We start from the raw sequence: 12139 nt of genomic DNA, 5'->3' as shown, positions 1-12139 counted from the left end.
GTCCGTGTACTGGCGGGCCCGCCAGGGCGTCAACGACTACGCCCGACCAGGACTCGACAAGGGGGCCCGGTCGGGGCGACCACGTACCCCTTGTCCGGTTCGGCGCGGGCCGCCAAGGGGTGGCGTTTCTCCTAGACCGACCTCGCTACCGGCCGTGAACAGGTCGAGGACAAGGGGCGGGTGTTCACGATTGCCGCACGCGCCCGCAGGAGGGGCATGCAGCGGCCACCGAGCCATCGGGCGGCTCTCTCCCACGGGCGCGCCACCGGCCGTCACCGGGCCGGTGGAGGACGCCAACGCACAAGGGAGAGACCCGGGATGATGACCGACCACAGGCGCCCGCCGTACCCTGACCGCGCCGCCGACGGGAGAGCCGCGTGCCCAGCGCCGGGAGGACTGGTCGGCTGGGAAAGCCGCCGCAGCCTCCTGCCGCCGGCGCTTGCGATCCTACTGCCGTACCCACTTCCGTGCCCGGCACCGGTACCGGCCGCATTTGCCCTGCACAGCACGGCTTTTCGGGACGGCAGCGCGGCGTCACAACCCTCTTCTCTCCTCCTCTCACTGACCAAGCCCTGGGAAATAGGTGGGGGTGGGGTGTCAGTGGTGGAGGCGATCATCGGGTTCAGGGCGCGCCTGGTGCCCTCTGCGGCCGGGGTCCGGCGCCCGGCCGGGGGCCGGTCGCGACGCATGGGAGGGCGGGGCTGATGGCGAAGCGCAAGACGAACGAGGCGGGATCATCGACCGGACACCGCGGCGATGTGCTGCGCGCGCTCGGGGTGCTCAAGGCCGCGACGGCGGATCAGATCCAGCGGCTGTCCTCACCGCACCTGACGTACCGGCACACCACGAAGGAGACGCCGGCCAAGCGGAAGGAGGCGCGTACCGCCTCTCATCGCGGTGCGCTCAACGACCTGAGGCGGCACGGTCTGTCCGTCGACGGCGGCCGCACCCGAGGGGGAGAGGAGGTGCGCCTGCTCACTGCGTCAGGGCTGGCCGCTGCCGGACTCGAGTTGGACCGGGGGCCTGAGGAGATGGGCGGCATGCCCAAGAGCGCGGGCCGCTCGGGTGCCTCGCACGCGATGACGGTCAACGAGACGGTGATCGCGATGATCCGCCCGAAGCCCGACCTGGACCTGGTGGCCGGTGAGCCGGCCGAAGCCGTCGCGGCCGCCCAGGCCGTCGTCGACGCGCCCGACGGGATCGGCACCATCACCTCCTACGCCACCGAGGTCGCGCTCCCGTCGACCGGCACGTGGAAGAACCCCGGCGTGGGGTGTGCGTGGGCCGACATTGTCCTCACCGCGCCGGAGGCAGGGCTGCCGCTGCTGTTCATCGAGGCCGACAACTGCACCGAGGAAGCCCCGATCATCGCGGCCAAGTTCGACAAGTACATGCGCCACTACCGCCGCCAGGCGAAGGACACCGACGGCCGGGACAAGGCGATGTGGCGCACCCGATGGTCCGCGCCCGATCTCCAGTGGGGCGATGCGACGCACCCGCCGGTCCTGCTCGTCTTCCACCGGGTCGGCAAGCGGACCGCGCTGAAGCAGATGGAGCGGGTCGCCGACCTCACCCGCGAGCACTGGCAGGGCCAGTGGGCCGAAGGCGGCTTCCGCATCTACAACGAGAAGATGCCGATCGTGGCGACCACGCTGGAGCTGCTGCGCGAGCACGGCCCGGCCGGGCCCGCATTCCGGCGCTTCGGCCGCGAGGGCTACCAGAACCTCTGGGACGCGATCGGCAACCCTCGCCGGGATGCCTTCCTCGCCCGCCGCGCCGAAGACGCGCGGCGCCACCAAGTGCAGGAGGCAGCCGAACGCGAGGCGCAGCGCCCCGTGTGCGGGGACTGCGGGCAGAAGTTCACCGACGACCGGTGGAAGGCCAGCCTCGCGGTCGACTGGGGCCGCGGGGACAGCCACCCGCACCTGTGCGACGACTGCAGGCACCAGGCACTCGATGCGGAGCGGCAGGCCGAACAAGCCGAACGTGAGCGCCAGGAGCAGGAGCACCAGGAGCAGGCCGACCAGAAGGCCGGCGGCTGGATCTCCCGCTTCCGGACCTGACCCGCCAAGCCGCCCCGGCAGCGCGGGCAAGCCCACAGCGTCCTGGGCAAGCCCGCGTTGTCGGTGGCGGCTGCGAGGCTGGAGGACATGGACAGCGACGATGAGCAGCTGCTGCGCGGCCGGATCTACGGAGCCGACCCCGACCACCCGGGCCCGAAGCAGGGACGGCGCTACGCCGAACTGGTGGGCGGGCCGCTGGACGGATTGCTGCTCGACATCACCGGCTGGAGGCCGGAGGAGATCGACGACGGCGTCTCCCTCCTCACGGAGCTCGGGCAGTTCGGGCCTGGGGGCCGGGCGCTGTACGACCCGCGCCCCGGTGATCAGGGCCGTTGGGACTGGTCCGGCGACTCGCCCTGAGGCACTCGGCGCAAGTCCCTGCCGCACTACGCCTGTTCGACGGCCGCCGGTAGCGTGACGATCACAGACCTGCCGTTGAGGGGGAGTTCGTGGCTGCGCACATAGGTGACTTCTTTGCCAGAGTGGAGAGCCGTCGGCACGCCTGGCCTGCGGGCCGGGAGGACCTGCACTGGCATCTCCTGCACGACGCGGCCCTGGTGGAGGAACACCTCGTGGCCCCGTACCGGGAGCTGAGCCACCGCCCAGGTCTCGCGCCGGTTCCTGCCCAGTGGATCCACACCACGGTCATGCACGGCGGCCCGGTCGACCAGTACACGGACGCGGAGATCACCGCCGTCGTCGACCGAGTTGGCGAGGCCTGCGCCACGATCGCGCCGTTCGACCTGATCTACGACAGGCCCTCGGTCGCCACGGTCGCGGTGGAGTGCCCGGCACGACCCGGCGCGGCGGCCCGCCGCCTGTGGGAGCTGACCACCGTCGTCGACGCCGACGTCACCGGCGGGCGCTTCCCACGGATCCCGGACGACGGCTACTACCCCCACACCTCGCTCGCCTACGGGGCCGGCGGCCTCGAGCGGGCCGACCGCCGGACGATGAAGGCGTGGCTCTCCGACCACCCCGGCGGCCCCGTCGTGCTGCGGGCCACCCACCTGTCGCTGGTCGCCCAGCGCCACGACCGCCGGCACATCACCTGGACGCCGATCGCCGTCGTCCCCCTGGCCCACGCCGCCACCGTGACGGCGGCCTGAGCCAGAGGACAGACCCGGCCGTACGACTGCAGGCCAGGCGAAGGCGCCGCGCCCGCCGAACGCCCTGCCCGCTCACCGGCGTTGGTGAGAAACTCCAGCGAAGAACCCACGACCACGGGCCGTTGAACAGGGGGCGCGACGCAGTGAGCAGCAGCGAGACGAACATGAGGGTGCCCGCCCACGCCGAGCGGTACATCGCTCGAACCGGCCGCCACCCGTACACCGACTGCTGGCCGTGGGCCGAAGCCGCCCTGGCCTGGTCCCGGGCCAACGAGCGGCACCTCGGGCTGAGCCTGAGAAGCGCCGACCTCGAGGACGGCGACATCGAGCACGTTCCCGCCGCCATCGCCGAGACTCTGCGCCTGAACATGGCCTACCACCAGCGGACCCCCGGCGACCTGAATCTGGACAACGCCCGCCAGGAACTCTGGTACTGGGTCTGCGGCAGGGGCTACCCGGCACCGGGAACACCCGGCTGGCCCGAGCCCACCGGTCCGTACGCCGACCGGTGGCGGGCGGCATTCCTGCCCGGCAACCCCCAGCGAGCGGAGCGACTGGCCTCGGCTGCGGACGACGTGCTGCATGGGCTGCTGTTCCACACGGCCAAAGACCCGCAGCGCAAAGGCGCCGCCGACTACCGCCTGCACACCTACAGCATCGACTTTGTCGCCCTGGCCGATACCGCGCCGGCCATCGGCATCACGGCGCCGGTTGCGGTCAAGGACCCGCTCGCCTACCAGGGCATCGAGGGCCTGAGGGCCGTGTCCGAGGCGGCCTGACCCGGGTGGGAACGCATCTTCCTGACTTCCACGGCTGGAAGTGGCCACCGCGCTGGTAGTGATGCGGCCAGTGTCGGGTGAAAGGCCTCCCGGGACCTTGGGCCTCTGGCAGGTTCGAACGCGTGGATCAAGGTTGGGCGGCGGTTGTCGCAGGCATCGCCGGGCTTGTCGGCGCGGTTGTCGGTGCTGTCGCGGGTGGGCGTGCCGCAGTACGTGGCGCTCGGATCGGCGCGGAGGTGAACGCGGCCGCCGTACGGGCTCAGGTTCGTGACCAGGCCGCTCTGGCACGAGAGCAATGGGTTCGTCAGGAGCGGCAGAAGGCATGTCTGCAGGTGATGGACATGTACGCCGTTTTCAATGTGAAGCCGCGCCGTCCAGGTGAGCCGCGATGCGGGTGATGGTCTGCTCGTTGCCCTCGAAGAGGTGAGCCTGCATTCCTGCGGCACGGGCGGCGTCGATGTTGACGTCGTAGTCATCGATGAAGAGGCAGTCCGCCGCCCGTACTTCCAGGCGGGCACACGTCATTTCGAAGGCCCGAGGGTCGGGCTTGCAGACGCCGATCTCGTGGGAGTAAATGATCTGCTCGACCAGTTCGTCGAACTGGTACATCGCTGTCTCCAGCTCACGGGCCCCCACGAAGCTGTTGCTGAGGATGCCCAGCCGGCAACGGGACCGCAGCCCCCGCACATATTCGATCAACTCGACGTTCGGCGTCCCGAGATACTCGGCCCACAGGTCGGCCATGAAGGACTCGACCTGCATAGCATCAAGGTCGAGCCGGGCGCCGACCTGCGCCCGCGCCTCCGTCTCGCTGATCGTCCCGACGGCACCGGCCTGCCAGACATCGTCCAGCCGCTGGTCCACACTCCCGGGCGGCAGTCCGAGCCGCTCGTCCCATTCATGAAGCCACCCCGTCGAGGGTGTGATCTCCAAGACTCCCCCGATGTCGAGAATGACGCAGAGCGATTCCATACAAGGTCTCCTCATCCAGTCTCCGGCCGAGCCAAGAGCACGAAGATCGCTGGTTTGATTGCCCTGCACACTGTCGGCCTTCACCTACGGGCAAGGTCAAGACCATCAGATGTGAGGCTCAACAGGCAGGGCCAAAACTCAACCCGCGGCTGTGATCCCCACGGAGGAAGAGAATCAGGCGGTGAGCCGTCCGGGCGCCCGGGTGACATCGAAACTCGCCGACATTCACCGGCCCACCGGCCCTTGAACGACACGCGAACTCATCGACAAACGACTCTCGTTGAGGGATCAGGCACACATTCCGTGAGGACGATCACCAGGATTCCCGTGCAGTGACGTAGCGTCATCTGAGGCTGTGGTCGACATTCGCAGCGGGGCTATCGCAGCGGCCCCTGCTCGTCGACGAATACGGTGGGAGCGGATAGGAACACATCGGCGCCGACCGGGCCGTAGGCGATGTTGAATGTGTCGAGCCAGTACGACCAGCCGCGGATTCCGGCCGCGCTGCTGAACCGATAGTTCAGCTGCCAGCGCACCCACTGTCCAGGGACGAGCCGCACCGCCGGAGGCCGTCGGGGACGAGGCGGCAGACCAAACAGGGGCTGCACTCGGGGAAGGACACGCAGCTTTCCGTCGGCCTCGCGAAGCTGGACATCGACCTTGCGCAGATCTTCCCAGCTGTCATAGGGGTCGAAGCCGTCGCTTTCATGCATGCGGATCACGTGCGCGGAGGCCTCGGCATGCGGGAGAGTAAATCCGACCGGGGCCGCGTTCCTGCGCGCGGCAGGCTCTCCACCCCGGGACTCCTTTGTCCAGGACGTCCGGATCCATTGCACGGTGATCTCCACGGCGCACCCCTTCCGACCCGTCGAGGAAGTCACTCTATGTCTGTGGTCAAGAGTCACCGGGGCTCCCCGACGTTTACGGGACGTACTGGCGGGCGAGCGGCTGTGAGGAGGACGCGTTTGCGGAGGAGGGGAAGTTTCGCCCTGCCGAACATCTGGCGCTTGATCATCTTGATGTGGTTGACGCGGCCTTCGACGGGTCCGGAGGACCAGAGAGTGGTCAGCCCTTGGAGTACGGCGTCCCAGTCTTTCTCCAGGCCGTGCGCGAAGGCGTGCAGTCCTGGAAGGTTCTCGGCCTGAACGGCGACGGTCCAGTCCTTGAGGTGCTGGCCGGAGCGTGTGGCGAGCATTTCGGCGAAGGAGCGGACGAGCCGTTCGGCGGCGGTCAGTTCAGGGCAGCGTACGAGGACGCAGGTGAACTGTTCTCGCTCGTCATCGCGCAGGTGGTCTGGGTTGCGCATCATCCAGCCCGTGACCTGTCGAACGCCTGGCGGTGCCGGGCCGACGATGCGGATGCGCTGTCGGCGGCGGGGCCTGAGGTAGTCGCTGATGATCTGGTAACTGCCCTGGTAGCCGAGTTCCTTCAGTTCGTGGTGCAGCACGATGGCGTTGGTCTGGCCCTCGGCCCAGCGCCGGTTGAGGTGGTCTTTGAACGGGTCGAGTCGGCTGGGGCGGAGCTGGTGCCGGCCGTTGAGCATCTGCTCAGGTGTCTCGGCGCGGGCGGCCTTGCGGACGGTGTTGCCGCCTATGTGCAGTTCCCGGGCGATCTCCCGGATGCCGTGCCCCTGGTCGAGGAGGGAGTGAACGATCGCATGACGCTGTCGTAGCCGGGCCTCGATGGGCGACATCTCTTTTGTCGTGCTCTCCGGCTCGGCGAAGGGGATGTGCACGATGCCGTTCTCGTCGGCATCGGGCGCTTTGAGGCAGGCGTTGTGCTGGCGCACGCAGCGTTCGACCGCGGTGCCAAGGTTCTGGAGCAGGTGGAAGGGGTCGGCGACCTGGATTGCGTGGGGTGCCCCGGTGCGGGCACCGTCGGCGTAGGAGCCCGCCCGGTCCCGGCAGATGATCTCCGAGCCCGGATGGGCACGCAGCCAGCTGGCCAGCGTCTTTGCATCCCGCCCAGGGAGCAGGTCCAGGGGCTGGCTGGTCTCGCAGTCGATCAGAACCGTGCCGTAGTGCTGTCCTCTGCGGGTGGCGAAGTCGTCGACCCCCAGCACTTTCGGCACCGTCCAGGACGGATCAGGCATGGCCATGACCAGCCGGAGCAGAGTCGTGCGGCTGACCACACTGTGCAGGATCGTCGCCAAGCGAGCACCGCTACGGCCGGCGAGAGCGACGGCCACCGCCTCCAGTACCCGGTGGAAGGCCGGGGTCCGCCTGCCGTAGCGCACAGTGAGCCCGTCGACCTGCTCGACAAACGTACGGCGCGGGCAGGCGGTGTTCTCGCAGTACAACCGCCGGACGGACAGATTAATCCGTACCGGCTGATCCCCCACCGGGCCGTCGGCAAGATGCCGCTCGTAGGCGCTGTGCACCCGCTGGGACGGCGCCGCGCAGTCCGGGCACAACACAGCGGTATCCCGGGTTCTGGCCACCACATGAACCACGTCGTCCACCGAGAGAACGGCGTCTACCCACACGGGAGCGAGGTACGGGAACAACACTCGGACGAGCTCGTCACACCGCACCACGGTCCCAGATGACGCAACGTCATCGCTCTGGAACCCCGGTGATCGTCCTCACGGAATGTGTGCCTGATCCTCGTTGAGAGTTACGCAGCCAGTCGGGCGTACCGGACGGCGTCGACCGGGTACGGGTACTGCTCCCGGCGGTACGCGGCGATCGCGGTGTCGGTGTCGTCCACCTGTTCGTGGTGTGCAACGAACTGCGCGAGCAGAACACCGGCCTGTGGCAGTTCCTCCTGCTGTTCGAGCCCCACGACCACGCAGGCCAGCAGACCGGCCGCCGCTTGTGGATGAGCGGCGATTTCGTCCAGCACCCACCGGAGCAACTGCCGTACGGACAGGGTCGCGAGCGCGGTCTGCACATCCATCTCACCCGGTACGAGGGCCTCGACGTCGAAGGGGTTCGCAGGTGTCATGCCGCCATCCTGGCGTACCGGTGCGCCAGCGCGGTCACGGTCGCCTCGTTGATGCCCGGGCCGGGCGCAGGCTCTGGCCTTCCTCGTGCCGGAGGGCGTGGGCGCTCGTACGCTGGTGGTGTTCTCGGGGCCCGTCTCGGAGGTGTGCGTGCCCCGAACCGTGTGGTCAGGCGCGATCAGCTTTGGTCTGGTCACTTCTCTGAAGTAACGACTCTGTACGCGATAGCCAGGGATCTCCGAGGGGTGCGATGGGCCCTGGCGGTCCTGCGAGTGTGCCCTCGGGACTGGTGAGCTCGCATGTTGAGGTAGCGGCGCCACCGCCCGTCACTCCATCTGCGCGGGAGTAACCGGGAGCTGTTCTCTGAGGGCCATTGTCAGTAGAGCATCCATGCGTGGTACTTCCATGCGCCCGCGACAGGCCCGGCACAGACAACGAGCTCACCGGCTCCGCTGCGTGGCGCTCTGTTGGCGACGTCCGCCAGAACGCGAGGGTCGCTGTAATAGCCCATCCAGCGCCAGAGTTTGACTGGTAGCCAGGGCCCGCTGGGGCCGGGTACGTCCTCTATGAGGCGCCGCTCCTCAGCAACGCGCTCGACGATAAGCCTCTTGAGCTCGATTCCTTCTTCTACGGTCGAGACGTGATCCGAGGCAGGTTCCATAGGTTGGAAATCTCGAACATCCATGCCGATTCCCGTCGAAGTCGTCCCCCTCTCACAATGGACTGCTCCGCGCTGCACCGCCATCTGCGCCGGCCGCGTCGCCGCCATCGACCGACTCGGTGGCGGAAACAGTGATCCGCTCCAGCGTGGCATCCACCGAATCCTGCTTCAGGTCCCGCGCCATCGACGCCATCTGTTAAGGCATGCGAATGCGTGGCTGCGGTGGCCTTCGTAGTCTGGTGGTGCTCGGGGTAGTCGCGGAGGTCGGTCATGCCCCGAACCATCTGGTCCGGCGCGATCAGCTTTGGTCTGGTCACGGTGCCGGTCAACGTCCAGTCGGCCACCGAGGACCACAGCGTCCGGTTCCACCAGGTCCACCTCGAGGACATGGCGCGGGTCCGTGTGCGCAAGTTCTGCGAGATCGAGGACCGTGAGGTCACGCAGGGGGAGATCGGCAAGGGCTACGAGATCGCCAAGAACCAGATCATTACCGTCACCGACGAAGAGCTGCGGGCGATGCCGCTGCCGACGGCGAAGGCGATCGAGATCCAGGCGTTCGTCCCGGCGGCCTCGATCGACCCGCTGATGATCGCCGAGGGTTACTACCTCCAGGCGAGCGGCCAGGTCGCGGCTAAGCCGTACATCCTGCTGCGGAAGGCGCTGGAGCGCAGCTCCAAGGTCGCGGTGGCGAAGTACGCCTGGTCCGGCAGGGAGCGCCTCGGTCTGCTGCGCGTGCGGGACGAGGCGATCGTGCTGCACGCGATGCGCTGGCCGGACGAGGTCCGCGACCCCTCCGCCCTGGCGCCGGGGGAAGTCGAGCTGGACGAGGACGAAGTCGCCGGAGCACGGGCCCTCATCGACTCCATGACCCGCGACGGCATCGAGGACGCGGAGTTCGCCGTGGACCAGTACACCGATGCCCTGGAGAAGGTGATCGAGGCCAAGCGGGAGCACCGCGCGCCGCCTGTACCGCCGGCGGGTGTGGAGCCGACGGGGCGGGTGCTCGATCTGATGGCGGCTCTTGAGGAGTCCGTGGCCAAGGCGAAGGCCTCCCGTGGCGAGAGCGGCGACGCCGACGTGCACGAGCTGCCGAAGAGGAAGGCCACGGCCGGGAAGACAGCGAAGAAGACGGCCGCCAAGAAGACTGTCGCGAAGAAGGCCACGAAGAGGGCCGCGACGAAACGAGGCGCCTAAGAAGAAACGGTCGTCCGGGCGGCTGCGGTAGACCCGTGCTGTAGCAGCCGTCCGCGTGGGCGGCTGCACGGTGGCGCCCTGGCGCGGGACTGCGTTTTCCAAGGTGACCCGGCCGAGTACGGCCAGGCTCCTTCGATGAGCTCTGGACCCGGTGGTGCTCGCGGTTCTTCGTCGCTAGGCGCGGATGCTGGTGTAGCGCACGCCCGGACCCCACCGCTCCATCGCCGGCGTCATGCACCACTGGCAGAGTGGGCACCCGCCTGAGCCGTACCTGTGGGTCTTGCGCTGGCATCCGGCGCAGAGGCCGACACGGTCGCCGGGGCAGGTCAGCGCGGACGGGTCCGGCTCGTTGATGGGCGGCGGGGGAGTCGTGGTCATCGGCAGGGTCCTGTTCTAGGCGATCACCGCAAGTCGCCCAGTCGGCAGGATAACGGGCGGATGGTACGGATGTTCGAGGCTACGCCGTGGAGGCTTCGCCGGGCGCCCAAGTCGGTGACGTGCAGCAGCGGGTTTCGTCGCGTTTGAGGGCGTGGTGTCGTCTGCCGGTTGTGCCGCACTCGCCGTCGTGGACCTGGAGCGGCTCGCCGGTGCTGGTGCCGAGTCCGACGATCCAGCCCGGGGACCGTGTCTGGTTCCCGCGGCCGCATGGCGTGGGCACCGGTCTCTTGCTTCCCGGGCATCGCACTGGCGGCCGCCGGGCTTGCCGTGTGTACGTCTGACTACCTGTGACTGAGCGTCTCAGCTGGCCGCATTGGCCAGCTGAGACGCTCAGGAGAAGCCCGTATTCCGAGAGCTGTAGGGGTCCGCCGTCACGTCCGGAACGAGGCAGCTCGATTAATCGGGCTTTTCGTGCTAAGCGCACCCATAGTGCCGCCTATCGCTCCTGGCGCTAGCGGTACTGAAAGTGCCTGTCAGCACGCTGACCAGGGCGGCGATCCCGGAAAGCCACTCAGGGCTCACACCGGCGCATACGAGCACGACCACCGTGATCGTCACGGTGACAACGACTACATGCCACCGCTGCGCACCGTGTAGCGGTTCGTCACCCGGGGCAGTCACACATTGAGGTACTGGCATGTACTTCTCCTCTTAGGTTCGCCTGGGAGTTGGGCCCTTGACGCGCTTCAGGTTGGGAAGCCAGGAACGCGCGCCGGGGGCCCTCTCATGTGCCAAAAGACTTACCCACCATCATTGCTAGCGGCAGATGCGCATCGATCGGCGTACAGCCTCACAAGGGGGCGCATGGCCAATATGGTCGGAGGATGACGACGGAGTCCGATTCCTTCCCGCCGCCAGCACGCTCGCAACCAGCGGTTCAACTGAGGGGATTGGCCGGTCACGCGGGTTCTGATGGTCGCCGGACTCGGACCGGCTGCTAGCCGCGCGGGTGGACGACACGTCGGTACGGCGCTGGTGGATCTCCGGCCCGGCCCATCCGGAACGTCCACAGCACTCGCGTATCCGGCGGCGGGTACGGCGAACACGGGCGTACTGCTGTTCGTGATCGGCCTGGACAGGACGCGGACGGAGGTCTCCTGGGACCGGGGGCCTCTACCCGTATCTGGTGCATGTGCACTGGTCAGCGGCGGGTGTGCCGCTGATCAGTGTCCAGGCGCGGGGACCAGCACAGCCAGTTGTTCCAGGCCGTGGACCCGGGGTCGGGGGTGACCCGGATGGTGTGCGCCGACGAAGATCCAGTTTGGCGTGAACTTTTCCCCGGGGTGCCCTGCTGGAGCCCGTCCGGGCAGCTGGTGCGCATCGTCGACGGGGGCTGCGCGCGGATCCGCGCGGTAGGTGAACGCCCGCCGACGGGCGCATGCACATATGCGCAGTGCTGGACGTCTCGGACGACAACGTGCTGATCGCCGCCTCGGCCGACTCGGAGACCGGCGAGGTGCACGTCTACCGCGTCAACGAGCTCGACCTGGAGCGCGTCTCACTGGAGCCCGGCGTGCACTCGGCGGTACGCGTCCGAGGCGTGACCGTGCCGGTGTCCGCCGAGCTGGACCAGCCAGGCGCCCGCGTGCAGGTGTTCGCGACGGCGAGCGTGCGGCGACCTTCGCCTCGTCTGCGGAAGATCCCGGCATCACCCCACAGGTGACCCTCGCTGAGGGGGCGCACGGCGCATCCCATGCGCCGTGACGCAGCGCTTCCAGAGCCGCTATCGAACATCTGCTCGAATATCGAGGTAGTGTGGATCCCAGAGGAGGTACAGGCGGGGCAGGGGGTGCGCGAGCGACAGGAGGTGCGGGGCGATGGTTTTACTCATTTGCACACCGCGTCCGGTTATTCGGCCCGTTACGGTGCCTCCCTGCCCGATGCCCTCGTACGGCGTGCTGCGGAGCGGGGGATGTCGGCGCTCGCGCTGACCGACCGGGACACCGTCGCCGGCGTCGTGCGTTTCGCCAAGGCCGCCG

12 protein-coding genes and 1 pseudogene are annotated in these 12139 nt (G+C 68.3%); 7 read left to right on the top strand and 6 right to left on the bottom strand.

Translation table 11 applies throughout. The features are described from left to right. The first annotated feature begins 704 nt into the window (after nucleotides 1–704). The 4 genes from ACWDR4_RS48840 to ACWDR4_RS48825 all read left to right on the top strand — a co-directional run bounded on the left by ACWDR4_RS48840 (nucleotide 705) and on the right by ACWDR4_RS48825 (nucleotide 3951). Nucleotides 705–2063, top strand: coding sequence for a replication-relaxation family protein (locus ACWDR4_RS48840; RefSeq protein ID WP_450418517.1), 1359 nt, complete (start codon nucleotides 705–707; stop codon nucleotides 2061–2063). Nucleotides 2064–2150: 87 nt separating this feature from the next. Continuing rightward, nucleotides 2151–2423 carry a hypothetical protein gene (locus ACWDR4_RS48835; RefSeq protein WP_450418515.1) on the top strand — a complete coding sequence of 91 codons (273 nt, stop codon included), beginning with the start codon at nucleotides 2151–2153 and terminating at the stop codon, nucleotides 2421–2423. 89 nt (nucleotides 2424–2512) lie between these two features. After that, nucleotides 2513–3172, top strand: a complete 660-nt coding sequence (locus tag ACWDR4_RS48830; RefSeq protein WP_450418513.1) for a 2'-5' RNA ligase family protein — start codon at nucleotides 2513–2515, stop codon at nucleotides 3170–3172. A 143-nt stretch (nucleotides 3173–3315) separates the two neighbouring features. Then, a complete protein-coding gene (locus ACWDR4_RS48825; protein ID WP_450418511.1) occupies nucleotides 3316–3951 on the top strand; it encodes a hypothetical protein in 636 nt (211 codons plus the stop codon). A gap of 354 nt (nucleotides 3952–4305) precedes the next feature. Here ACWDR4_RS48825 and ACWDR4_RS48820 read toward each other — a convergent pair whose 3' ends face one another. The 5 genes from ACWDR4_RS48820 to ACWDR4_RS48800 all read right to left on the bottom strand — a co-directional run bounded on the left by ACWDR4_RS48820 (nucleotide 4306) and on the right by ACWDR4_RS48800 (nucleotide 8721). Next, the gene (locus tag ACWDR4_RS48820; protein WP_450418510.1) at nucleotides 4306–4923 is read right to left on the bottom strand and encodes an HAD family hydrolase; all 618 of its coding nucleotides are present in this window, start codon (nucleotides 4921–4923) and stop codon (nucleotides 4306–4308) included. Between the two features lie 377 nt (nucleotides 4924–5300). Beyond that, the gene (locus ACWDR4_RS48815; RefSeq protein WP_450418508.1) at nucleotides 5301–5771 is read right to left on the bottom strand and encodes a hypothetical protein; all 471 of its coding nucleotides are present in this window, start codon (nucleotides 5769–5771) and stop codon (nucleotides 5301–5303) included. A 53-nt stretch (nucleotides 5772–5824) separates the two neighbouring features. Further along, entirely contained in the window at nucleotides 5825–7456 is a 1632-nt protein-coding gene (locus ACWDR4_RS48810) for an ISL3 family transposase (RefSeq protein WP_450418519.1), read from the bottom strand. 83 nt (nucleotides 7457–7539) lie between these two features. Beyond that, entirely contained in the window at nucleotides 7540–7869 is a 330-nt protein-coding gene (locus ACWDR4_RS48805) for a hypothetical protein (RefSeq protein ID WP_450418506.1), read from the bottom strand. 711 nt (nucleotides 7870–8580) lie between these two features. Continuing rightward, nucleotides 8581–8721: a hypothetical protein gene (locus ACWDR4_RS48800; RefSeq protein WP_450418504.1), complete on the bottom strand. Its 141-nt coding sequence runs from the start codon at nucleotides 8719–8721 to the stop codon at nucleotides 8581–8583. A gap of 77 nt (nucleotides 8722–8798) precedes the next feature. On the opposite strand from ACWDR4_RS48800, the gene ku reads away from it, so the two are divergent. Next, entirely contained in the window at nucleotides 8799–9722 is a 924-nt protein-coding gene (ku, locus tag ACWDR4_RS48795) for a non-homologous end joining protein Ku (RefSeq protein WP_450418503.1), read from the top strand. Between the two features lie 174 nt (nucleotides 9723–9896). Here the strand turns inward: ku and ACWDR4_RS48790 are convergent, their stop codons facing one another. Further along, entirely contained in the window at nucleotides 9897–10100 is a 204-nt protein-coding gene (locus ACWDR4_RS48790; protein ID WP_389355859.1) for a hypothetical protein, read from the bottom strand. 943 nt (nucleotides 10101–11043) lie between these two features. On the opposite strand from ACWDR4_RS48790, the pseudogene ACWDR4_RS48785 reads away from it, so the two are divergent. Beyond that, nucleotides 11044–11863: pseudogene (locus tag ACWDR4_RS48785) on the top strand (DPP IV N-terminal domain-containing protein); the annotation flags it as partial. 86 nt (nucleotides 11864–11949) lie between these two features. Continuing rightward, nucleotides 11950–12139 (top strand): PHP domain-containing protein (locus ACWDR4_RS48780; RefSeq protein ID WP_450418501.1); only part of this gene is annotated, 190 nt, incomplete at its 3' end.

It is taken from the genome of Streptomyces sp. NPDC000878, assembly GCF_053599695.1.
This window is presented reverse-complemented; position numbering and strand designations above follow the sequence as displayed.

Coding starts and splice junctions, on each gene's coding strand:
- ACWDR4_RS48820 (WP_450418510.1), bottom strand. CDS start 4,923: ATGGAATCGCTCTGCGTCATTCTCGACATCGGGGGAGTCTTGGAGATC.
- ku (WP_450418503.1), top strand. CDS start 8,799: ATGCCCCGAACCATCTGGTCCGGCGCGATCAGCTTTGGTCTGGTCACG.
- ACWDR4_RS48805 (WP_450418506.1), bottom strand. CDS start 7,869: ATGACACCTGCGAACCCCTTCGACGTCGAGGCCCTCGTACCGGGTGAG.
- ACWDR4_RS48835 (WP_450418515.1), top strand. CDS start 2,151: ATGGACAGCGACGATGAGCAGCTGCTGCGCGGCCGGATCTACGGAGCC.
- ACWDR4_RS48790 (WP_389355859.1), bottom strand. CDS start 10,100: ATGACCACGACTCCCCCGCCGCCCATCAACGAGCCGGACCCGTCCGCG.
- ACWDR4_RS48800 (WP_450418504.1), bottom strand. CDS start 8,721: ATGGCGTCGATGGCGCGGGACCTGAAGCAGGATTCGGTGGATGCCACG.
- ACWDR4_RS48840 (WP_450418517.1), top strand. CDS start 705: ATGGCGAAGCGCAAGACGAACGAGGCGGGATCATCGACCGGACACCGC.